At 59.6% G+C, this 22,427-nt stretch carries 16 protein-coding genes, 1 tRNA gene and 2 pseudogenes; 11 read left to right on the forward strand and 8 right to left on the reverse strand.

The window, feature by feature from the left end; genetic code table 11:
* Positions 1-10 precede the first annotated feature (10 nt).
* Complete coding sequence (locus IEC33019_RS17475) at positions 11-484, forward strand: peroxiredoxin (RefSeq protein ID WP_070094606.1); 474 nt, start codon at positions 11-13, stop codon at positions 482-484.
* Between the two features lie 96 nt (positions 485-580).
* Here IEC33019_RS17475 and IEC33019_RS17480 read toward each other — a convergent pair whose 3' ends face one another.
* Entirely contained in the window at positions 581-1,651 is a 1,071-nt protein-coding gene (locus IEC33019_RS17480) for an AI-2E family transporter (RefSeq protein ID WP_070094607.1), read from the reverse strand.
* Positions 1,652-1,672: 21 nt separating this feature from the next.
* Complete coding sequence (locus tag IEC33019_RS17485; protein WP_043213126.1) at positions 1,673-1,912, reverse strand: sulfurtransferase TusA family protein; 240 nt, start codon at positions 1,910-1,912, stop codon at positions 1,673-1,675.
* A gap of 117 nt (positions 1,913-2,029) precedes the next feature.
* On the opposite strand from IEC33019_RS17485, the gene IEC33019_RS17490 reads away from it, so the two are divergent.
* Positions 2,030-3,466 (forward strand): M48 family metalloprotease, encoded by a 1,437-nt coding sequence (locus tag IEC33019_RS17490; protein ID WP_099593795.1) that lies wholly within the window; start codon positions 2,030-2,032, stop codon positions 3,464-3,466.
* Between the two features lie 37 nt (positions 3,467-3,503).
* On the opposite strand, the gene nadA is transcribed toward IEC33019_RS17490, so the two are convergent.
* Both nadA and IEC33019_RS17500 read right to left on the reverse strand, forming a co-directional pair.
* Positions 3,504-4,562 (reverse strand): quinolinate synthase NadA, encoded by a 1,059-nt coding sequence (gene nadA, locus IEC33019_RS17495; protein ID WP_070094608.1) that lies wholly within the window; start codon positions 4,560-4,562, stop codon positions 3,504-3,506.
* 226 nt (positions 4,563-4,788) lie between these two features.
* The gene (locus IEC33019_RS17500; protein ID WP_070094609.1) at positions 4,789-6,297 is read right to left on the reverse strand and encodes a YdgA family protein; all 1,509 of its coding nucleotides are present in this window, start codon (positions 6,295-6,297) and stop codon (positions 4,789-4,791) included.
* Between the two features lie 507 nt (positions 6,298-6,804).
* Here IEC33019_RS17500 and IEC33019_RS17505 point away from each other — a divergent pair.
* The 4 genes and pseudogenes from IEC33019_RS17505 to IEC33019_RS17515 all read left to right on the forward strand — a co-directional run bounded on the left by IEC33019_RS17505 (position 6,805) and on the right by IEC33019_RS17515 (position 11,504).
* Positions 6,805-8,157, forward strand: a complete 1,353-nt coding sequence (locus IEC33019_RS17505) for an APC family permease (RefSeq protein WP_070094610.1) — start codon at positions 6,805-6,807, stop codon at positions 8,155-8,157.
* A gap of 284 nt (positions 8,158-8,441) precedes the next feature.
* Positions 8,442-9,491 (forward strand): annotated as a pseudogene (locus IEC33019_RS28235) (PDC sensor domain-containing protein); the annotation flags it as partial.
* 327 nt (positions 9,492-9,818) lie between these two features.
* Positions 9,819-10,349: pseudogene (locus tag IEC33019_RS28240) on the forward strand (methyl-accepting chemotaxis protein); the annotation flags it as partial.
* Positions 10,350-10,556: 207 nt separating this feature from the next.
* Positions 10,557-11,504, forward strand: coding sequence for a cation diffusion facilitator family transporter (locus IEC33019_RS17515; protein WP_070094612.1), 948 nt, complete (start codon positions 10,557-10,559; stop codon positions 11,502-11,504).
* Between the two features lie 34 nt (positions 11,505-11,538).
* Here IEC33019_RS17515 and IEC33019_RS17520 read toward each other — a convergent pair whose 3' ends face one another.
* Complete coding sequence (locus IEC33019_RS17520; RefSeq protein WP_070094613.1) at positions 11,539-12,339, reverse strand: polysaccharide pyruvyl transferase family protein; 801 nt, start codon at positions 12,337-12,339, stop codon at positions 11,539-11,541.
* Positions 12,340-12,608: 269 nt separating this feature from the next.
* On the opposite strand from IEC33019_RS17520, the gene IEC33019_RS17525 reads away from it, so the two are divergent.
* From IEC33019_RS17525 to IEC33019_RS17535, 3 genes are all read left to right on the forward strand, one after another.
* Positions 12,609-14,381 (forward strand): phosphoethanolamine transferase CptA, encoded by a 1,773-nt coding sequence (locus tag IEC33019_RS17525; protein ID WP_081337541.1) that lies wholly within the window; start codon positions 12,609-12,611, stop codon positions 14,379-14,381.
* A 492-nt stretch (positions 14,382-14,873) separates the two neighbouring features.
* Positions 14,874-16,433 carry an amino acid permease gene (locus IEC33019_RS17530; protein ID WP_081337509.1) on the forward strand — a complete coding sequence of 520 codons (1,560 nt, stop codon included), beginning with the start codon at positions 14,874-14,876 and terminating at the stop codon, positions 16,431-16,433.
* Between the two features lie 74 nt (positions 16,434-16,507).
* Complete coding sequence (locus tag IEC33019_RS17535) at positions 16,508-17,797, forward strand: NAD(P)/FAD-dependent oxidoreductase (protein ID WP_070094194.1); 1,290 nt, start codon at positions 16,508-16,510, stop codon at positions 17,795-17,797.
* A 24-nt stretch (positions 17,798-17,821) separates the two neighbouring features.
* Here the strand turns inward: IEC33019_RS17535 and IEC33019_RS17540 are convergent, their stop codons facing one another.
* On the reverse strand, positions 17,822-18,538 hold the full coding sequence (locus tag IEC33019_RS17540; protein WP_081337510.1) for a glycosyltransferase family 25 protein: 717 nt from the start codon (positions 18,536-18,538) through the stop codon (positions 17,822-17,824).
* A gap of 460 nt (positions 18,539-18,998) precedes the next feature.
* Here IEC33019_RS17540 and IEC33019_RS17545 point away from each other — a divergent pair, with 460 nt between their 5' ends.
* Positions 18,999-19,643, forward strand: a complete 645-nt coding sequence (locus IEC33019_RS17545; protein ID WP_070094195.1) for a hypothetical protein — start codon at positions 18,999-19,001, stop codon at positions 19,641-19,643.
* 15 nt (positions 19,644-19,658) lie between these two features.
* Positions 19,659-20,510: a hypothetical protein gene (locus IEC33019_RS17550; RefSeq protein WP_139139907.1), complete on the forward strand. Its 852-nt coding sequence runs from the start codon at positions 19,659-19,661 to the stop codon at positions 20,508-20,510.
* A 619-nt stretch (positions 20,511-21,129) separates the two neighbouring features.
* On the opposite strand, the gene IEC33019_RS27410 is transcribed toward IEC33019_RS17550, so the two are convergent.
* Both IEC33019_RS27410 and IEC33019_RS17555 read right to left on the reverse strand, forming a co-directional pair.
* Complete coding sequence (locus IEC33019_RS27410; RefSeq protein WP_139139908.1) at positions 21,130-21,756, reverse strand: hypothetical protein; 627 nt, start codon at positions 21,754-21,756, stop codon at positions 21,130-21,132.
* A 540-nt stretch (positions 21,757-22,296) separates the two neighbouring features.
* Positions 22,297-22,372 (reverse strand) — tRNA-Lys (locus IEC33019_RS17555).
* Between the last annotated feature and the right edge of the window lie 55 nt (positions 22,373-22,427).

A 22,427-nucleotide genomic window follows, 5' to 3' on the forward strand; every position in this document is an offset into this window, starting at 1 on the left:
GGAAGCCCCCATGGCCGTAGCACTCGACCAATCCGTCGCCAACTTCCAGGCCCAGGCCACCAGCGGCCAGTCCGTGAGCCTCGCCAGCCTCAAGGGCCAGCAGGTGGTGCTGTACTTCTACCCCAAGGACAGCACCCCGGGCTGCACCACCGAAGGCCAAGGTTTCCGCGACCAGCACGAGGCCTTCCGCGCCGCCAACACGGTTGTGTTCGGCGTCTCTCGCGATGGCATCAAGTCCCACGAGAACTTCAAGGCCAAGCAAGGCTTTCCATTCGAGCTGATCAGCGACAAGGACGAGGCGCTCTGCCAGCTGTTCGACGTGATCAAGCTCAAGAAGCTGTACGGCAAGGAATACATGGGCGTGGACCGCAGCACCTTCCTGATCGACAAGGACGGTGTGCTGCGTCAGGAGTGGCGCGGCGTGAAGGTGCCCGGGCATGTGGATGCCGTCCTGGCAGCTGCCCAGGCGCTGAACAAAGCCTGATATCACGCGGCAAACCCGCCCCCCACAGGGGCGACGTCGCCCTCATGGGCCACAGAGCACCTGTAGGAGCGGGTATGCCCGCGAAGAAGCAAGCGCTTAAAGCATGGGCGCCACTGAAGGCTCTTGCCTTGGCCACGCATCGAGCACGGCCTTGAACAGGGTCGCCAGCGGGATCGCGAAGAAGATTCCCCAGAAGCCCCACAACCCGCCAAACAGCAGCACCGCGCAAATGATCGCCACCGGGTGCAGACTGACCGCCTCGGAGAACAGCAGCGGCACCAGCACGTTGCCATCGAGCGCCTGGATGATCGCGTACACCGCCATCAGGTAGATGAACTGGTCGCCCCAGCCCCACTGGAACAACGCGATCAAGGTCACCGGCACGGTCACCACCACCGCCCCCACATAGGGCACCACCACCGACAGCCCCACCAGCAAGGCCAACAGAGCCGCATAGTTGAGCCCCAGGCTGATGAAGGCGATGTACGTGGCGATGCCGCAGATCAGAATCTCGATACCCTTGCCGCGGATGTAGTTGGCAATCTGTCGATTCATCTCATCGCCCACACGATTGAGCAGAGAGCGCTGGCGCGGCAGGTAGCCACCGACCCAACGGGCGATCAGCTCGCGATCCTTGAGGAAGAAGAACACCAGGATCGGCACCAACACCAGGTAGATCATGGCGTTGACCAGCAGCGGCAGGCTCGACAAGGAGAACGTCAGCGCCCACTGGCCGAACTTGCCGATCTCGCCACGCACCGACTCGATAGCGCGCAGTACCTGCTCATCGGAGACCAGGTGCGGATAACGCTCCGGCAGCAACAGCAGCAGCGACTGCCATTTGCCCAGCATGCCCGGCAGCTCGTTGAACAGCGTGATCAACTGGTGCCATAGCAGCGGTACCAGCACCAGCAGGAACACCGCCAGCGCCCCCATGAACAGCGCGAACACCAGCCACACCGCCAGCCGTGAGGGAACACGCAGACGCTCCAGGGCATTGACCAGGCCCTGCATGAGAAAGGCCAGGACCATGCCCGCCAGCACCGGCGCAAGCATGCCACCCAGGGTCAGCACCGCAGTGAAAGCCAGGAACAGCAAGACCGCCAGCACCACCGCCTCCTCGTCGGAGAAGTAGCGCTGCATCCAGTCGCGAAGCACTTTGAACATTGACGATCCTTGGAATAAGACTCAGGCCTTGCGCAACCAGTAGGTGTAGACGCCGGCCTCGGCGGTTTCACGAAGCAGCGTATGACCGGCGAGCTGGGCAAAAGTGCGGAAGTCGCGCTGGGAACCGGCGTCGGTGGCGATCACCTTGAGTACCGCGCCGCTGGCCAGCCGATTGAGCTCCATCTTTGCCTTGAGCAAGGGCAAGGGGCAATTGAGCCCACTGGCATCGAGTTCGGCATCGCAGGTGGGGGTGTCGATCATCCGGGTATCTCCTGGCGGGGCATCAGCATTGCAGACAAGTTCGCTAGGATAACGCCACTGGTCGCCAACGTGTGAGCCAGCTACAGTAACGTTCTTTGATCGATGCGAGCTTCATGCATGAATCTACTGCGCCCCACCCTGTTGACGCTGGCCTGCCTGATGGCCCTTCCCGGTCATGCCGACGACCTGCCGTCACTGGGCGACGCCAGTTCCGCGATCGTCTCGCCGCAGCAAGAGCACCAACTGGGCCGGGCCTGGCTGAGCCTGCTGCGCGGCCAGGTCAACCAGTTGAACGATCCGCAACTCCAAGACTACGTCGAGACCAGCGTCTACAAGCTGGCCGAAACCAGCCAACTGCAGGACCGGCGCCTGGAGTTCATCCTCATCGACAGCCGTGAGCTCAACGCCTTCGCCGCCCCCGGCGGGATCGTCGGGGTCAACGGCGGCCTGTTCCTCAACGCCCAGACCGAAGGCGAGTACGCCTCGGTCCTGGCCCACGAACTGGCGCACTTGTCCCAGCGCCACTTCGCCCGGGGCGTCGAGGCTCAACAGCGCATGCAACTGCCCATGATGGCCGCGCTGCTGGCTGGTATCGTGCTGGCGGCCGGTGGCGGCGGCGATGCCGGCATCGGCGTGATCGCCGGCACCCAGGCCGCAGCGATCCAGGAACAGCGCCGCTTCTCCCGACAGAACGAACAGGAAGCCGACCGCATCGGTATCCTCAACCTGGAAAAAGCCGGTTACGACCCACGCAACATGCCCAGCATGTTCGAACGCCTGGCCCGCCAGTATCGCTATGACGCCAAGCCACCGGAGTTCCTGCTGACCCACCCGGTTACCGAATCGCGTATCGCCGACACCCGCAACCGCGCCGAACAAGCGCCCAAGGGCGGCGTCGAGGACAGCGCGCGCTACCAACTGATCCGCGCCCGCGTGGCGCTGATCTACGAAGGCACGCCAGGCCTGGCGGCCAAGCGCTTCCGTGCCCAGCTAGACGAAGACCCCACCCTCGATGCCGCACGCTATGGCCTGGCCATCGCCCAGATCAAGGGCGGCCAGCTCAACGAAGCGCGGGCCAACCTGCAGCCGCTGCTGGCCAAGGCGCCCAACGACATCACCTACAATTTGGCGCAGATCGACCTGGACATCACCAACAACCGCCTGGCCGACGCCCAGCAGCGGGCCGAGCGCCTGCGCGCGCTGTACCCGAGCAGCTACCCGTTGCAACAGATACGAGCCGACCTTCTGATCAAGCAGAATCGCCCCGCCGAGGCGGAAAAGGTATTGGATGATCTGATCAAACGCCGACCGGACGATCCGGACGTGTGGTACGACGTCGCCGAGGTGCGCGGACTGTCAGGCAACACCATTGGCCTGCACCGGGCACGCGCCGAGTACTTCACCTTGGTCGGCGACTTCGACCAGGCCATCCAGCAACTGGATTACGCCAAGCGCCGCGCAGGCAGCAACTTCCCGCTGGCCTCGCAGATCGATCAGCGCCAGCGCGAGATCATGGAGCAGCAGCGGATGGTCAAGGAGATGATGGGACGCTAAGGCCCAAGGGGCGCTTTGCGCCCCTTGGCAATGCAGGTCAGGCGTTACCAGAAAGCTTCAAGCGCGCCGCCTGGGTGAAATCGAGCATGCGATTGAGCGGTTTGATCGCCTTGGGCACCAGAGCAGGATCCACGAAGATCTCGTTGCTGCCCTTACGCAGGCAGTCAAGGGTGCGCTCCAGGGTGTTCATGGCCATCCACGGGCAATGGGCACAGCTACGGCAGGCCGCACCGTTACCTGCGGTCGGCGCTTCGACGAACTCTTTGTCCGGGCACAGCTGCTGCATCTTGTAGAAGATGCCACGGTCGGTGGCGACGATGAATGTCTTGTTCGGCAGCGTCTGGGCTGCCTTGATCAGCTGACTGGTGGAGCCCACCGCATCGGCCAGTTCGATCACCGCCTCCGGCGACTCTGGATGGACCAGGATCGCCGCATCCGGATACAACGCCTTCATGTCGGCCAACTGACGCGACTTGAACTCTTCATGAACGATGCAGGCGCCATCCCACAGCAGCATGTCGGCGCCTGTCTGCTTCTGGATGTAGCGCCCCAGGTGCTGGTCCGGGCCCCAGATGATGGTCTCGCCGTTGTCCATCAGGCTCTCGACGATCTCCAGCGCGCAGCTGGAGGTCACAACCCAGTCTGCCCGCGCCTTCACCGCCGCCGAGGTATTGGCATAGACCACAACGGTGCGTTCAGGATGCTGGTCGCAGAAGGCCGAGAACTCCTCGACCGGGCAACCTAGGTCGAGGGAGCAGGTCGCTTCCAGCGTCGGCATCAGCACACGCTTTTCGGGGGTGAGAATCTTGGCGGTCTCGCCCATGAAACGCACGCCTGCCACCACCACGGTACTGGCGGGATGGTTCTTGCCGAAGCGAGCCATTTCCAGGGAGTCGGACACACAGCCACCCGTCTCCTCGGCCAGCGCCTGGATCACCGGGTCGCAATAGTAATGGGCCACCAGCACGGCGTTCTGGGCCTTGAGCTCGGCAGCGATGGCCGCACGGTATTCGGCCTCCTGCTCGGGCGTCAGCGGGTTGGGCTGCTTGGCATCAAGATGGGCTTGAACCAACAGGCGTTCGGAAATCTGGGTCATGATCGCTGAACCTGCGGGCGCATGTGCGCGTCAGTCGAGTGTATCACCCGGCCCTGGCAGATCGGCTAAAGGGTGCCGGATGGCCGGGCGACCATCGCGACCCATCTGCGGGCACGGACTATTATCGGAGGCCGAAGGCTACAGACAATCGCGGCAATTCAAAAGCCTTTTTTACGCCCCAGGCCAAGGCCGACGGGGCGTCGGCAATGGCCCGGGAGAAAGCACCTCACCCTTGCGAAGACAGTGCCGCCAGATGGGCTCCCACCAGCGCACCGAACTCCTCGAGCGTCATCTTCCTGCCGTTGAAGTCGACGATGCCATCGGCATAACTCAAGCTGGAGACCACGTCGTCACCCTGCACGGTGCCCATGCCGCTCTGCAACGCCATCATGCCGACCATTTCGCCCGCCTGACGGGACTGCATCGCGATGGCCTGGGCATCGGTCTGGCCGTCAAGCAAAGCCTGCAAGGTCGCCAGATCCCCGAGCATCGGCTTGGAGACGGACAGCTTGCTTTGCAGACGGCTGACCATCTGCTCGCCCACTTGGGTCGGCGTCAGATCGAACGAGGGCGGATTGGCCAAGTCCACCGCCAGGCTGAAACGACTCTCACCATTGGCCGTCTTGAATGACAACTCCTCCAGCGCAAGCTGGGGCTTGGCTGCAAGCATCTTCTGCAAGTCCGCCTGAACCTTCACCCGCTCTTCAGGCGTCATGTCGAACGATGGCAGCGCTTCACCCTGGGCTGCGGCCTGCTGCGCTTGTGGCATATGGGTTTGGTACCAGGCGATCAACCCTTGCATCGCTGGGATGTCGATGGACTTCATGCTCCAGACCATCCGCCCGCTGCCCACCGCACGACCGGCGTAGGTGATGTCGGCGACCTTGTATTCCAGGCGACCGGACAGCTTGTCTTCACCCTCGGCGTCATAACGGTTGTTCTGCTCCAGCCCCTTGAGCAGCAGCACATCCTGCTTGTCACCCAAGGTCACCTGGGTTTCAGCCAAGGTCATGTCGAGATTGCCGACATAGATCATGTCATGCCCTGTGCCCTTCAGGTCACCGGCGACCTTGAAGCCGTTGAGCAGCACGTTGACCGGCGGCTGCTCGCCATCCACCAGGTTCAACGCCAGGCGCTCGGCCTTGCCGTCGACCCTCACTGACTTGCCCTCACGGTCACCGCGCAACAACACGCGCATGCCGGAAAATTCCAGGCTGCTGCCGTCATCTTCGCTGAACTTGACCGGCGCCAGACGGATGTCGCTGGAGACGCTGCCGTCGTAGCCCAAGCTGACCTGGCCGGAGATCGGGGATTGCTCGCCTGCGGCGGCATACCAGGACGCCGTGGCGTCGTCTTTGTCCAGTTGGCTGTTGCTGGTGGCCAGGACCGGCGCCAAATTCAGCGCCTTGATCCGCGACCAGGGGAACGGCCCATGCTCGATCCGGTCGGTCACACCCAGATCGAAGCTCAGCGGCTCGCCCTCACCGAGCCAGAGGTCCTTGGCCTTGATCCGGTAGTGCGCGGTACTGGTGAAGAAGTGCTGATCCAGCGAGACCAGCTCGAGGGTCATGCTGCCGCCGGTACCGGCGATCGCTTTCTTCAGCTGCTCGTTGCCCTTGGCAACGGAACGCTCCAGCTCTGCGGGCAATTGCTTGCCGGTGTACCACGCGCCGCCCGTGGTGACGACGGCGATGGCGACGGCCAGACCGCAGAAAATGCCTACTGATTTCTTCATGAATAAGACCGATTACTGTCCATAGGAGGCTGATACGCGGCACGCAGGGCCACGCGGGAGGCCAAGATTATCACCGCCTGAGAAAGGACGCCCGAGCGCACGATCTTTGCACCGCTGCAATGTAAACTTTTACGAACACAATAATCGACATAGCGACGATAACATTCCAAAAAACGACCACTCATCTGAATAATCCATCGATAAACCTTCATCAAAGTTACATATTGTCACGTTTCACTTGACACCATCCCGCCCTTCGTTTTTTATTTTTCCCACCCGCCCAGCGCCTCACAAACGAAGAAGAACAGCGCCGCCATCATGACCTCAGTCCGCCCCAGCCCCCACGCGCCGCCTTCGACGTTTTAAGCCCTGCCAGCCAGACACAGGCGCCCCTCGCGCCCATATCCGCTCCGACAAAAAAGGTGAACAACATGGAGCCCACCCGCTCGCCTCTGCCGTGCCTGTCGCACACCATGCCCGCGTCCCAGCCCAAGGAGCGCCGCCCGCATGCAGCCTGACCACAGCACTCACGGCAATGCCCAACTGAGAAAGTCCCTGCGTCTTTGGCATGTGGTTGTCATCGGCCTGGCTTACCTGACACCGATGACCGTGTTCGATACCTTCGGCATCGTCTCTGGGATCACTGCTGGCCATGTACCCAGCGCCTACATCCTGGCGCTGGCCGGCATCCTGTTCACCGCATTGAGCTATGGCACGCTGGTGCGTCGTTTCCCACAATCGGGTTCGGCCTACACCTACACCCAACGCGCCATCAACAAGCATGTGGGCTTTCTGGTGGGCTGGGCATCGCTGCTGGACTACCTGCTGCTGCCGATGATCAATGCTCTTCTGGCCAAGCTGTACCTCTCCGCGATGTTCCCGGAAGTCCCGGAGTGGATATGGGTCGTGGGCTTCGTCGCCCTGATCAGCCTGATCAACATGCGCAGCATCAACCTGGTGGCGAGCTTCAACACCCTGTTCGTCGGCGTGCAGATCGTGATCATGACGGTGTTCGCCTACCTCTGCGTGCGCGGCCTTAGCCAAGGTGAAGGGATGGGTACCGCCTGGACCCTGCGCCCGTTCGCCGACGATCAGACCCACCTCAACGCCCTGGTCGCGGGCGCGACCATCCTGTGCTTCTCGTTCCTGGGCTTCGATGCAGTCTCCACCCTGTCGGAGGAGACCCGTCACCCGGAGAAGGTCATCCCTCGCGCTATCTTCCTGGTGGCACTGATCGGCGGCCTGATGTTCATCCTCATGTCGTTCTTCATCCAGGCGTTCTTCCCGACCATGGAACGCTTCCACGACCAGGAAGCGGCCCTGCCGGAAATCGCCCTGTACGTCGGCGGCATGCTGTTCCAGTCGATCTTCATCGTCTGCACCGTGATCAACACCATCGCCTCGGGCCTGGCATCGCAGACCAGCGTCTCGCGCCTGCTGTACGTGATGGGCCGCGACAAGGTCATTCCCCAGGGCCTGTTCGCCCGCCTGCACCCACGCTACAAGACTCCGGTGCTGAATATCGCCGTGGTCGGCCTGATCTCCCTGTCGGCGATCTTCTTCGACCTGGTGACCGCCACCTCGATCATCAACTTCGGTGCACTGGTGGCCTTCAGCTTCGTCAACCTCTCGGTGATCAGCCACTGCTATCTGCGCGAAGGCCTCAACAAGGGGCTGGCGAACAAGTTGAAGTACCTGGTACTGCCGACCATCGGTTTCTGCATCATCGCCATGCTCTGGCTGAACCTGAACGTGGACTCACTGCTGTTCGGCGGGGTCTGGGCTGCATGCGGCCTGCTATACCTTGCCTGGTTGACCAAGGCGTTCAGGGTCGCGCCGCCGACCTACATTGCCGAATGAGACTGCCTGTCGACGACGCCCGCGCTTGATCGCGGGCGTTGTCCTTGATGAGAAGGAAAGCTCCCATGTTCCTGCGCCGCCTCTCCATCCAGTGGAAGATCACCCTCCTTGCCGGCCTGTGCCTGTTGACCATCGTCGTGTTGCTGGTCGCCACCTCGCTGTTCCAGGCCAAACGCAGTGCGGTGCAGGTCTTCCAGGCCAACACCGAACTGCTCGACCAGAGCGCGCGCCTGCGCCTGCAAGCCCACGCCGAAAGCCAGGCCTTGCGCGTACAGCGCTATTTCATGGACGCCTACCAGTACGGCAACGGCTTCGCCCGCCTGGTACAGGCGCTCAGGGCGCGTGGCGGTGACGACCTACGCGCCGATCTGGTCAAACAGGCCCGTCAGGCGCTGGCCGGCAACCCGGACCTGATCGGTCTGTACCTGGTGTTCCAGCCCAACGCCCTGGACCAACAGGACGCCCGCTTCGTAGGCCAGGACGCCAGCGGCAGCAACGACATCGGTCGCTACTCTTTCTATTGGTCCCAGCCGAGCCCCGGCACTCTCGAATCCGAGGTCATGCCCGAATCCATGCTGGCCGACACCAGCACTGCAGCCAACGGCTCCCCCTACAACCGCTGGCTGACCTGCCCCTTGGAGAACGCCAAAGCCTGCGTGCTCGACCCTTACTTCGACGAGGTCAGCGGTCGCCAGGTCCTGATGACCAGCATTGCCCTGCCCTTGCTGGAAAACGGCAAGGTGATCGGCGTGGTCGGCCTGGACATCGGCTTGGACAACCTGCAGCAATTGAGCCTGGCCGGGCGCCAGGAGCTGTTCGACGGCCAAGGCCAGGTCAGCATCGTCAGCCCCGCCGGCCTGTTGGCCGGACACAGCCAGGACAGCGCCCAGCTGAGCAAGACACTGGAGCAGGCCTTTGGAGATCAAGCCGGCGAACTCGCCGGACCGATGCGTGCCGGCCAGGCCGTCGAGCGCCTCGATCATGGCTTGATGCGCATCTCACGCCCCTTTGCGCCGATTCCGCAGGCCGAGTCCTGGCAGGTGCTGCTGGAGTTGCCGGAGGCGGTTCTGCAGGCGCCAGCGGTCGCCCTCAACCAGCGCCTGGACGCACACAACCAGACCGCCAACCTCACCAGTTTGCTGGTTGGCTTGGTCGCCGCCGTGCTGGGCCTGCTGCTGGTGTGGCTGACAGCCCGCGGCGTGACCCGGCCGATCCTTGCCGTGGCCGAGCGCCTGCGCGACATTGCCAGCGGCGAAGGCGACCTGACCCGACGCCTGGACTACACCCGCGAAGATGAACTAGGCCAACTGAGCGGCTGGTTCAACCGCTTTCTCGACAAACTCCAGCCGGTGATCGCCCAAGTCAAAGGCTCGCTGCAGGATGCCCGCGGCACCGCCGACCAGTCCGCCGCCATCGCCAGCCAGACCAGCGGTGGCATGCAGCAGCAACAACGGGAAATCGAACAGGTGGCTACCGCAGCCAACGAAATGAGCGCCACCGCGCAGGACGTCGCGCGCAATGCCTCCCAGGCGGCCCAGGCCGCTCGTGGCGCCGACCAAGCCACCCATGAAGGGCTGGAGCTGGTGGCCGTCACCCGCCAGGCTATCGACCAGTTGGTGACCGACATGGACACCGCCATGAACCAAGCCAGGGCGCTGGCCGGGCGTAGCGAACAGATTGGCTCTGTGCTCGAGGTGATTCGCTCGATCGCCGAACAGACCAACCTGCTGGCACTCAACGCCGCCATCGAGGCCGCGCGCGCGGGCGAAGCCGGGCGCGGCTTCGCGGTGGTCGCCGACGAAGTGCGCAGCCTTGCCCAGCGCACCCAGGTCTCGGTGCAGGAGATCCGCCAAGTGATCGAGGGGCTGCAACAAGGCACCCACGACGTGGTGGGCGCAATGCACGAGGGCCAGCGCCAAGCCCAAGACAGCGCCACGCGCATGGAACAAGCGTTGCCCGCCCTGCAGCGGATCGGCGAGGCGGTGGCGGTGATCAGCGACATGAACCTGCAGATCGCCTCGGCCGCTGAAGAACAGAGCGCCGTGGCCGAAGAGGTCAACCGCAACGTGGCCGGCATCCGCGACGTGACCGAATCGCTGTCCGATCAGGCCGACGAATCGGCGCGCATCAGCCAGGCACTTAACCGCCTGGCCAATCAGCAACAGGCCTTGATGGAGCAGTTCAAGGTCTAAAGCCCCACCCCGGGGACGACACTAGGGTCTGTATGAAAAGTCTTGAGACGAAGGTCAGGCAAGGCGAAAGCAGCCGAGGAAGCGGAGCTTACGGGTTGTAAATGAGCATTCCGAGGCTGCTTTCAACATAGCATCACCGAGTATCAAGGCTTTTCGTACAGAACCTAAAGGATGGCTGCCCTTGGGCAGCCTTGATGGAGCCCCACGATGGGAAAAGCGTTTTTCGACCTGACCAGCGAACAAGGCGTGCTGCGCCTGTCCATCGCGGTCACTCTGTTCATCGCCTTGATCGGTATCGCCTTCGGCCTGGCGTCAGGCTCGTTCTCGATTGTCTTCGATGGTGTCTACTCACTGGTCGATGCCAGCATGAGCGGACTGTCCCTGGTCGTGGTCAAGCTGATCACCTCCCACGCCCGCGCAGAGCGCATGTCGCGCAAGCTGCGCGAACGCTTCACCATGGGGTTCTGGCATCTCGAACCCATGGTTCTGGCGCTCAACGGCATCCTGCTGACCGGCGTTGCGCTCTACGCCCTGATTAACGCCGCCAGTAGCCTGCTCGAGGGCGGGCGGGACCTGGAGTTCGGCGTGGCGCTGGTGTACGCCGTGGTCACCGTCAGCGCGTGCCTGGCCATCGCCATCGCCGAGGCCCGTGCCAATCGCAAGATCGGTTCGGACTTCGTGCGCATGGACGTCAAAGGCTGGGTGATGTCGGCCAGTATCACGGCAGCTCTGCTGGTCGCCTTCTGCGTCGGCTATTTGGTGCAAGGCACCCAGTGGGCCTGGATCTCGCCCTACATCGACCCGGCGGTGCTGGCGCTGGTCTGCCTGGTCATCATTCCGTTACCAATGTCAGTGGTACGCCAGGCACTCTCGGAGATGTTTCTGGTGACCCCGAGCGACCTGAAGCAGCATGTGGATGATGTCGCCCAGACGTTCGTCGCCCAACACGGCCTGCAATCGTATCGGGCCTATGTGGCCAAGGTCGGGCGCTCGCGAGAAATCGAACTCTACTTCATCGTCCCCGCAACCATGGCCGCCAGAACCATCGCCGAGTGGGACGCCTTGCGCGACGAGATTGGCAACGCCATCGGCGGCGAAGGCCCGGACCGCTGGCTCACGGTGGTGTTCACAGGCGATCCGGAGTGGGCTGAATAGCATCAGCCCTTCGTCGCCGTGACAGGCAGGCCCTTCAGAGCGACGGAAACGCCTTGACGAGGCCTTCCTGCAGGCTTTCAAGGCCCGGGCGGGAATAGCCCTCCGTGCTGCGCTCGATGGACCAGGCCTTGTCCAGGTGAATTTGCTCCGGGGTGACCGGCACGGGATCGACGATTCCGAAACTGGAGTAGTAGTCCTGGAACTTGAACTCCCACTGCGGGTAACGCTTCATGCATAGCCACTGGTTCGGGACGCCATAGGAGTCCGCGACGATCAGGCCGTGCAGACTGGTCGACAAGACGAACTCGCACGAAGCGATCTGTTCGAGCACTTGCTTGACGGGAGAGAACACATCGATCACCCGCGAGCCTGGAATCAGCGACAGCAGGCTGGCGATTTCAGGCGAATTGCGGTGATTGATGTGCGGGATGATCCCAACACGGATGGTCTTCAAGGCCGGCTTCTTGACTAAAGAGGAGGCCAACAGGCCCGGATCACCCAGTACAGGCTGCCCATTCAGGCGCTTGATCTGCTCCAGGCACTTGCGACCACGGACCGCGTGATAGTGATGGTGACCGGAAAACACATCACCCGGGGTGCTGGAACCGGTGCCCCAGACGTGCAGTTTGCGGCGAAACCCCCAGCTCTTGGCCTTTTTTTCCCGGGCCAGAATACTGCCGATGGCGATCATTTCGGCGTCTTTGACCGGGCTGTGCACCACCTTGCGCCCCGAGACGAACTCCACGGTCAAGGCGGAAAGATAATCACCAAAGTTCTGTTTGCCGGCATCGTCGCGCCCACTGCCGCGACTCCAGAAAAGCTTGATCGGTTTCATGCCCGAGTAAATCCTCTCGCTCGCGGTACTTCGCTCGAGCCAATAGGACAGCGAAAACAGCGTGTTTAATTGGCGTGAAATATATAGGAATTTACTTATTGACGGGAGCGACTTCGACCAGTCAATAACCGGCAAAAAAATACGCCTACTCAATACACTTTGTTCCTCCATGGGTATTCGTTGACGTTATTTTCACGCCCGTTCCGCTAGCGTCGCAGCCTTTCTGGCAGCCGGCCCCTTGGCTGCCGTCGAGGTTCAACGAGGCACACGTGGCAAGCACTACATCCCCAACGATTCGCAAAGGCATGGACTGGGCCGGACTGGGCTGGCTCCTGCTGTTCTTCTGGTACTTCTCAGGTGTCACCCAGGCGCTGCTCATGTTCAGCGGCACGACCGGTTTTTCCGGTTTCCGTGATGCGTTGTTCCTCAGCACCTTGTGGCTTGCCCCAGTCCTGCTGCTACCCCGCCACACCCGCCTCATCAGCGCTCTGGTCGGCCTGGTGCTGTGGGCTGCTTCACTAGTGGGCCTGAGCTACTTCGGGATCTACCGCCAGGAGTTTTCCCAGAGCGTCATCTTCGTGATGTTCGAGTCCAATACCGCCGAGGCAGGCGAGTACTTCAGCCAGTACTTCAGCCTCTGGCTGTGCCTGGGCCTAGTGCTGTACACCCTGGTCGCGGTGGCCCTGTTCAAGCGTGTCCGTCCGGTCACCCTCTCGCTGCGCACCCGGATCCCCTTGGTCATCCTCCTGCTGGCGGCTAACCTGGTCTTCCCCTTCTACAAGCAACTGGTGACCCAGCAACGCACGTTCACCGAGGCCGTGGAAAAGGTTCAGCAGCGCATGGAGCCGGCCGTGCCCTGGCAACTGGTGGTCGGCTACCAGCAATACCGCCAGCAACTGGACAACATGCAGAAGCTGCTGGAGCAGAACGCAGCCCTGCCGCCGCTGAAAGACCTCAAGGACAGCAGCGGCGAAGCGCCGCGCACGCTGGTGCTGGTATTGGGCGAGTCCACCACGCGTGAACACATGCACCTGTACGGCTATGGCCGGGACACCACGCCAGAACTCGACGCCCTGGCCGCAAACGACAAGAACCTCAGCGTGTTCCGCAACGTGGTGTCACCACGCCCATACACCATCGAGGTGATGCAGCAGATCCTGACCTTCGGCGACCAGAAGAACCCGGACCGCTTCCTCACCGACCCGTCGCTGATCAACCTGATGAAACAGGCCGGTTACAAGACCTTCTGGATCACCAACCAGCAGACGATGACCAAGCGCAACACCATGCTGACCACCTTCTCCCAGCAGACGGATGTGCCCGTCTACCTGAACAATCAGCGCAACCAGAACGCCAGTCAGTACGATGAAGTGGTGCTCGCGCCCTTCGAAAAGGCATTGCAGGACCCTGCCCAGAAGAAGCTCATCATCGTTCACCTGCTCGGCACGCACATGGACTACCGCTATCGCTACCCGGATGCCTACGAGCACTTCAAGGACAGCCAAGGCGTGCCTGGCGCCCTGACGCCGGACCAGGTGCAGACCTACAACTACTATGACAATGCAGTGCGCTACAACGACTATGTAGTCGCGAGCCTGATCAAACAGTATTCGGCCACCACCCCCAACGGCTTCTTGCTGTACCTGTCCGACCATGGCGAGGACGTCTACAGCTCCGGCAATCATGATCGCCTGGGACGCAACGAGGGCGCACCGACCCGGCCGATGTACACCATCCCGTTCCTGCTCTGGACCTCGCCAAGCTGGCAGGCCGCACACCCACGCGACTTGCAGGCGATGACCGACCGGGCCTACAGCAGCTCACACCTGATCCACACGCTGTCCGACCTGGCAGGCCTGAGCTACGACCGTTACGAACCCGCCAAGAGCCTGGTAAACCCACAGTTTGTCGTGGCCCCCCGCTGGATCGGCGACCCCTACAGCAAGAATGGGCTGCGTGAGTTCGACGCCCTACCTGCGGACAAGGCCGACAAGGCACAGCAGACCGTGACCAGCGCCAAGGTGCAGCCGGACAAGACCTAACCCCTCCTCCCTTCCTCAAAAATAAAGCCGATGCCTGGATCGTCCAGGCATCGGCTTTTTTCTTTTGGGGCTGCCCGCAGCGCCCTGTGTTTATGAGTTTTTTTCCGTCTTTCTGTAAAGCACGGCAGGTAAGCCATACAAAATGACGATAAAAACAATCTTTTTGACGCTTATTAAGCGCCGAGATAGAGCGCCTAAAGGCAATTAGCCGAAAAAAGTAGGCAAGCACCGCCCTACATAATGACAGGTCAAAAAATAACCATTAATTCCAAATAGGAATGATGTCTTGCCTAAAGGTCGTTTGTTCGAACCTCATTTGCAGACCGATACTGATCTCGATCAATAAAAACCTGCGATTGCACAGGAGACCCCGCACGGTGAACGACCGGCTCAACGCGAATTGGGCCTTGCTGCCTGGCTACCTCGAATCACAGGCGATGCCAGGAAAAAAAAACAACAAATCCAAAATGAACGCAGGTCAAAAGGTTGCCCATGACCCATTCCAATAAAAACGCGAGTTCGGCTACCACCAGCAATACCTCCAACCACCTGAAGAGAACCCTCAATAGCCGCCACCTGAACATGATTGCCATTGGCGGCTCCATCGGCACCGGACTCTTCGTTTCCTCAGGCGCCACTATTGCGCAATCCGGTCCCGGCGGCGCACTGCTCTCCTTCGCGATCATCGGCTTGATGGTCTACTTCCTGATGACCAGCCTGGGCGAGCTGGCCGCCTGCATGCCGGTCAGCGGCTCGTTCTCGACCTATGCCTCACGCTACGTTGACGAAAGCTTCGGCTTCGCCCTGGGCTGGAACTACTGGTACTCCTGGGCCGTGACCATTGCGGTCGATCTGGTGGCCGTACAGATCATCATGTCCTATTGGTTCCCCGACACGCCCGGGGTGATCTGGAGCGCCCTGTTCCTGGGCCTACTCTTCGCCCTGAACGTCGCCTCCGTGCGTTTTTTTGGCGAAACGGAATTCTGGTTCGCCCTGATCAAGGTCGTCACCATCATCGCCTTCATCATCACCGGCATCCTGATGCTCCTGGGCATCCTCGACGGCGGCCAGGAAGGCGGTGCACACCTGTGGCAAATCGGCGACGGTCCGATCGCCGGCGGCCTGCCCGCACTGATCGGCGTGGCCATGATCGTCGGCTTCTCGTTCCAGGGGACTGAGTTCGTCGGCATCGCGGCCGGGGAAACCGAAAACCCCGGGCGCAACATTCCCAAGGCCGTCCGCCAGATCTTCTGGCGCATCCTGCTGTTCTATGTCTGCACCATCGTGGTGATCGGCCTGCTGATTCCCTATACCGACCCGCGCCTACTCAAGGACGGGCTGTCCGACATCACCATCAGCCCCTTCACGTTGATTTTCGAAAAGGCCGACATGCTGGCCGCAGCCGCCCTCATGAACGCCGTCATCCTGACGTCCGTGCTGTCGGCCGGCAACTCGGGGATGTACGCCTCGTCGCGCATGCTCTACAGCCTGGCTGTCGAGCGCAAGGCACCGGCGCTGTTCGCCAAGCTCACCCGCTCGGGCACACCGGTCTGGGCGCTACTCGCCACTACCGTGGTCGCAGGGCTGTGCCTGCTGAGCTTCCTGTTCAGCCCCGGCAAGCTCTACCTGTGGCTGCTGAATACGTCCGGGATGCTGGGGTTCATCGCCTGGCTGGGCATTGCCATCAGCCACTACCGCTTCCGTCGCGGCTACAAGCTGCAGGGCAACAGCCTGGACAAGCTGCCGTACGTTTCGAAGTTCTTCCCGTTCGGGCCATTCTTTGCCTTCGCCCTGTGCATGATCGTCATGCTGGGTCAGAACTACCAGGCCTTCATCGGCGACCGCATTGACTGGATAGGCGCGGCAGCCACCTACATCGGCCTGGTGCTGTTCGTAGTGATGTGGTACGGCCACAAGCTGATCACCAAATCGCGCATCGTCCGCTACCGTGAAATGGACTTCAGCGTGATCGAGACCAGACGCATGCAAGACGAACGAAAGGCCCAGAGCAACCTCGATGGCGTTGCACTTGGCCAACAGGCCTCAGCCTGAACCGCCCAGGCGCCGAGCACCTGCCCGGCGCCCTCCAGCCCTGAGCGAACGCCCACTCCCGCGTAGGAACACCGATGAGCACCGATTTCAGCAAATCCTTCTACGAAGCTTCCGTCAAACGGGCTTCGTACCCCACCCACTCAGGCCGCACCGATACCCGAGTGTGCATTCTCGGCGGCGGCCTTGCCGGTCTTTCGACCGCCTTGGGACTTGCCGAACGCGGCGTCAATGACGTGGTGGTGCTGGAGTCGCAGCAGGTAGGGCATGGCGCCTCAGGACGTAACGGGGGCTTTGTATTCGGTGGCTACAGTTTGGGCAATGCGGACCTGCTGTCCGCCTTGGGCGCCACCGAAGCACGCCGGCTGTATCAGCTGACCGTCAACGCGGTCGACCTGATCCGCACCCGCGCCCGCCAATATGCTATCGACTGCGACCTCGTCGACAAAGGCGTGATCCTCGCCAACTGGTTCAACGACCCGGCCCGCCTGGAAAAACCGCGCCAATTGATGAAGCAGGCCTACGGAGTGGAGTGGGAATGCATTTCTGCTGGCAAGCTCAAGGAAATGCTCAACACCGACCGCTATTACGGCGGACTGCTTGAACGCAACGCGTTCCACTTCCACCCCCTGAAGTATGTGTGCGGTGTGGCACGCACCATCACCGACCTCGGCGCGCGCCTGTTCGAACACTCCCCCGTGCTCGGCATTGAAAAGCGCTCAGGCAAATACGTGGTGCGGACCCAAGGCGGTGAAGTGCACGCTGAAGAAGTGGTGTTCTCAGGCGGCGGCTACGCACGAGGCGTCTATCGCCCCATTGAACGCGCGGTACTGCCGATTGCCACCTACGTCGTTGCTACCAAGCCCCTGGGCGAGCGACTGAAAGACGCCATTGCCTGCGAATCGGCTGTCTATGACACCCGCTTCGCGTTCGACTACTACCGCCCCCTGCAAGACACCCGAATCCTATGGGGTGGACGCATTTCCATTCTCGATCGCGGACCCGAGGCCATCGCCAAGCTGCTCAAGGCGGACCTGGTCACGGTCTACCCTCAACTTGAGGATGTAGAGATTGAATACTCCTGGGGCGGCCTGATGAGCTATGGCCGCCACCAAATGGCCCAGATCGGCCAGGATGACAATGGCATCTGGCACGCGGTCGGCTTCGGCGGTCACGGCATGGCACCGACTACGGTCGCCGGCGAAGTGCTCGCCGACGCCATTGCACGCAGGCTGCCCGTACCAGAAGGTTTCGGGCAATTCGGCCTGACCCGCACTTTCGGGCTTGCCGGCCTGATGGCCGCCCAGGCGACCTATACCACCTACCAGGCCATCGACGCCTTCGATGCCCGGCGCCTGAACACATGAAACCGAGCGCGTTTCGCGAGCCGACTAACGCGTTCTTCTAAGCAACGTTGCCTTGAGCTTGCGCAGATTGTTCACCACCGGACGCAGAAGCCGGCTTCTGTCCAAGAACGACAGCTCATGCAGGTCAGTGCGCGAGGGGCGTTGATAGCCGAGGTTCCAGGTGAAATAGAACGCCCGCAGGTCTTTGTTGGTATGGATCAGCGTATTGAGGGCGGCATCATAGTGCATCGGCCCGCCATCGGGGTGACCTGGGGGCCGCTGCAGGATCTGGGACAAAAAGTCTCTCAGCCGCTCGATGCACTTGCCGTTCACTGCATAGAAGTGGGAGAGATGGATGGGGCGATCGACTGCCTGCCAGCCCGGTACATTGGCGTCGCCCTCGAAGGGATGCCCGAAATAGACGATGTCCCACTCCATCCCCTGCAGAGACTCGATTGCCTGCTTGCCGTACTGGGCAATACGCCTGGAGAACTGGATATCGTCCTCCAGGATCAGGATGTTGTTCAACTTTGAGTGGATGGCATCTTCCAGTATCCCCAAGTGACTCAGGAAGCACCCTCTCGCCCCGGCACTGGGAAAACCCGCACTCTCACCGGGTGTAACTGCGTCGAAAAAGCCTATTTTTTCAAAATCGATGTTGAAACCGTGACGGGAAAACTCTTGCACGGTTTCCATACGGCGATCATTTCGGGAAGGGATATTGATGATTCGTGCGCGATCAAAGTAGTCGATCACATTCATCCAGCAGGCCCTCGGCGCAGGGGGTCAGAGCGATTGGAGGTGAGTATAGGAGACTTCGATCGAACCACCACCGGGCGCCAAGCGAGCGCCTGAGGGTGGAAAGCAGGCTTTTCGACTGCCTTGGGGGCTTCGCAGGAATGGTGACGACAGCGTTGAGCCGGCTGCCTCAGGGGCGCTCCAGCGCGGCGCGATCGGTCAAGAGACTGCTCGAGCCGCTACCTGATTAACCACCGAGGCGTACGACCGGCCGCAAACAAGCCAATAAATTGCACCAAAGGCGCAACGAGCTAAGCTCATGATGGAATGTATCGAGACAGTTGAATCCCGACTTAGCTCATCGAGGATAGTTAGGCAGCGTTCAATAATGGAAGATGACTCGAATACGCCCTCATCATACTTGAACAGCACCATTCCAGCACGATTGACTCTATTGAGCCTTATGTCCATGAGGCATACTAAAATGCACCAAACACGCCACATCAAAAAGGGCATCCATTGGTTATCGCTTATCGGCGCCATTGTAGGAGCCCAGTGTATTGCCGGCATGGCATTTGCGGGCAGTGGCAATGCAACCGAAGCACGTGGAGAACCCTCCAATAGCACCAATGCCAATGTAGAGGGTGCCTATCAAAGTGCTACACAGGCATTGCAAGGCATCATTGAAAACATGGATCAGGAAGACGCTGAACGGACTCAGAATGAGTTAAGAGATGCCGCCGAGAGGGATCGGCAGGCAATGATCCAAAAGGCCGATGAAGATAGAAAAAATCGTGAGAGCCTACGCAAAGCAAGTGAAGATAAATCGTTGAATCCTTGGGCAAATAAAAAGCCGGCTCAATCCACTCCCCAAAAACTGCAACAGGCGTCGCACTCAAAGGCCAACCCACAACCCTTGGACCCTGACGTCAATTATGACGGCCAGCCATGCAAATACTTCACCAAACACAATGATGACTCGCACCTCTACTATCATCAGGAAGGTGCAATGGTTAGTTATGGAAACCGGGTCTATCAGTGTACAGGCAGCCGCTGGCGGTTCAAGGTGTTCGCCGACAAGTTCTGGGCTGACCCGAAGGCCATCTCTGCTGAAAAGACGGAAAACTGAACCATGGTGACTGGCATGTCTATCAACAAAGCCGCCGTCTTACTCTATATGCTTACCCTGGTAGGCTGCAGCTCAAGCGGAAAATTCTTGGGCGACATTGAAAATATAAAAACATCGAATGATGTGAAAACAGCCTCTTCATGGTTGATTCCCAAGTACGAAGCGCATTGTGGGAAAAGCCAACGCCCCATTACCAATTACGATCAATGGTATGAATGCAAGGATACCACTGCCCTCATTGCCGAATCGTTAATCCTCGCCGGCCGCTACACCGAGTCGGCTTTTTACGTGACGGATGCTGCGAAATTCTGGAGCGCTGACAAAGACAGCTCAACACGAGTCGACAACGCCTGCGACTCCAACGTTTTGACTTCGAGTTATGGCATTTATGGGGCCTATGTAAGATTTAACTATAATCAATCGGCCACACTCATCAACGAAAAAACAGCGGGCGCACTGCAGCAAAGTCAGTTAATTCTAGCCTATCTGTGCGCACTTCCAGAAACGTCCGACTACAGAAGCATCATTTTAGAGCGAACCACTGGAGCAGGGAACACTGTCATACCTGAGCAATTCGCACGATTCCTGTCGAAATCCAATATGCTTGAAGACCTTGAGCGACATTTCGGCGCCTCCGCCAGGGCAGAAGCAGAGCGCTACTTTAATGAAATTGACTCCGTTCTTAAGCCCCGAGAAAACAAGGCTTATTTAAAAAGTATCGGTAGCGAACACAATCCAAACGCAGACGTAATGGTCCTATATACCAATGCGCTCACGTACGCAAAAGATAATAACTTCTCGGCGCCTTACATTAAGTATTTAGAGCTCAGGGTGCAGGAAGCCGCCCGTTATGCTGGAGCCAACTGAAAATCTCCAACACCGTGTCCAGCCGAGCGCCGCGGGTTCACCTTAGCAGCAGCAAAATGCCGCCCTTAGCCCTCTGGTCCAGGAACGAAAAAGCCCGCTAAAAAGACGGGCTTTTTCGTATTGATACACACCGAAGCGATCCTGATTATCACTCCATACGGCGGCATGACTAGATGACTGTGAAAGCGCTCTCTAGTACTCACCAACCGCTGTGAAGATGGTGGATTGTGTAGGATTCGAACCTACGACCGACGCTTGTCATTTCCTTTATGGTCTGGTGTTCCCTCTAGCCTTTGGCTTCATCTACCTCAAACTTCCTTCCAAGGCCGAATATGTACAACTGCGAATTTCGCTTACCCCGATGCCCAGTCCTACCCCCCCCTCTACTCCAGCCCCTTGGTATTTTGACGACCACCATTGCCGGCGGATTCAGCGTGACCCGTGTTTTTCACCATTGGGAGTCGCAACTATGGAATAATTGCTACCCACATTTATATCAAGAACCTATGAACGGCGTGCGCAGGTCAAATTATTCAACTCTAGTATATCGATGGATTTCTCCAGACTGCAGGTATTCACACTGACCTGCCGCGCTGTTCTGCTCCCCAGACACTTCACCCTATAGGCTGTTTTTATTATGCACCCTGTCTCTATTGGTGGTGACCCAGCCATTGCTGGCAATTGTAATTCGAGTACCACTATTCAGGGTTAACGAGAAGTCGCCTTTATTAGGGGCACCAAAGGACTTAGCCTTGAACAATAGCTCTCTATCATTCTCTGAGACCACGTAATATCGAGCCGGCCCACTTTTAGACTTTAAAACCGAAAGCTCTCGCCCCACTGAGTCAGACAACGAGGGTATCACACAGTTGTAAATCGCAACGACCTCTACGGCTGAAGTATTTGCGCCATTCAAGAATTTAAGTGGAACACCATTTTTGAATTCTTCGTTGAAAACTTGGCCCTGCAGGGTCCGATAGACACCTTGGCCATTGAACATGCCGTCTCGCATTTCTCCACGATACTCTAGATGCTCGCCTCCCCAAGAGACAACCAGAGAACCGTTGCCTGACACCTTGCCATCGATACAATCGCCGCTCCATTCAGCAGAATCTGGGGGAGCACCTGCACCGAGTGTGAGAATGACGGTGCAACCTGATGAGGTTTGAAACATCCTTTCTGCTTGGGCAAAGGAGGGTGCAAGCGCCATCAGACTTAGAACGAAGCAGAACGGCTTTCTGTTCATGTCATATCTCGCAGGTTAATTCCTCAAGAAGTATAGCTTGGGTGTATGGAGCCGATAGACCAGTCGCTCGACAGCATCAGCAACAGGTCTGATTTTTCGGCCACCATAAGAATTGATCGCGATATGGCTTCATTGAGGCAACGAGTGGCAGTCACAGTTGAAGTGAGTCACCGCTTTCACACTGTCGCGCCACCCTACCTGCACCTGGTCGCCAGGTTTCAGGGGAGTTGAAAAATCCAGGCATGCGAGCTAAGCATTTTCTGCTGAAACAAGATCAGGTCTGCACGAGGATGTACTCGGCCGCAGAAGCCGCCAAGCTGGCTTGGAATTTCTCAGGTAACTCGTCATGCATCAAATCAGGAGAACAGTCAGGAGTTTTCCTGACTGGCAAGAACGAAAAAGCCCGCATACCTAGTTGGTCGCGGGCTTTTTCATATTTACATCACATCGAAGCGAGCCTAAGGTTCGCTCCAGACGGCTGCAAAACTAGACATGGCTGTAGAGGCCTTCCTTCTCTAGAATCACGTACCGCTGTGAATATGGTGGGTCGTGTAGGATTCGAACCTACGACCAATTGGTTAAAAGCCAACTGCTCTACCAACTGAGCTAACGACCCGTTGGATGGCGCGTATAATACTGATTTCTAACGAGAAATCAACACCCCATCGGTA

The organism is Pseudomonas putida, from assembly GCF_002741075.1.
GTDB classification, from domain to species: Bacteria; Pseudomonadota; Gammaproteobacteria; order Pseudomonadales; family Pseudomonadaceae; genus Aquipseudomonas; species Aquipseudomonas putida_T.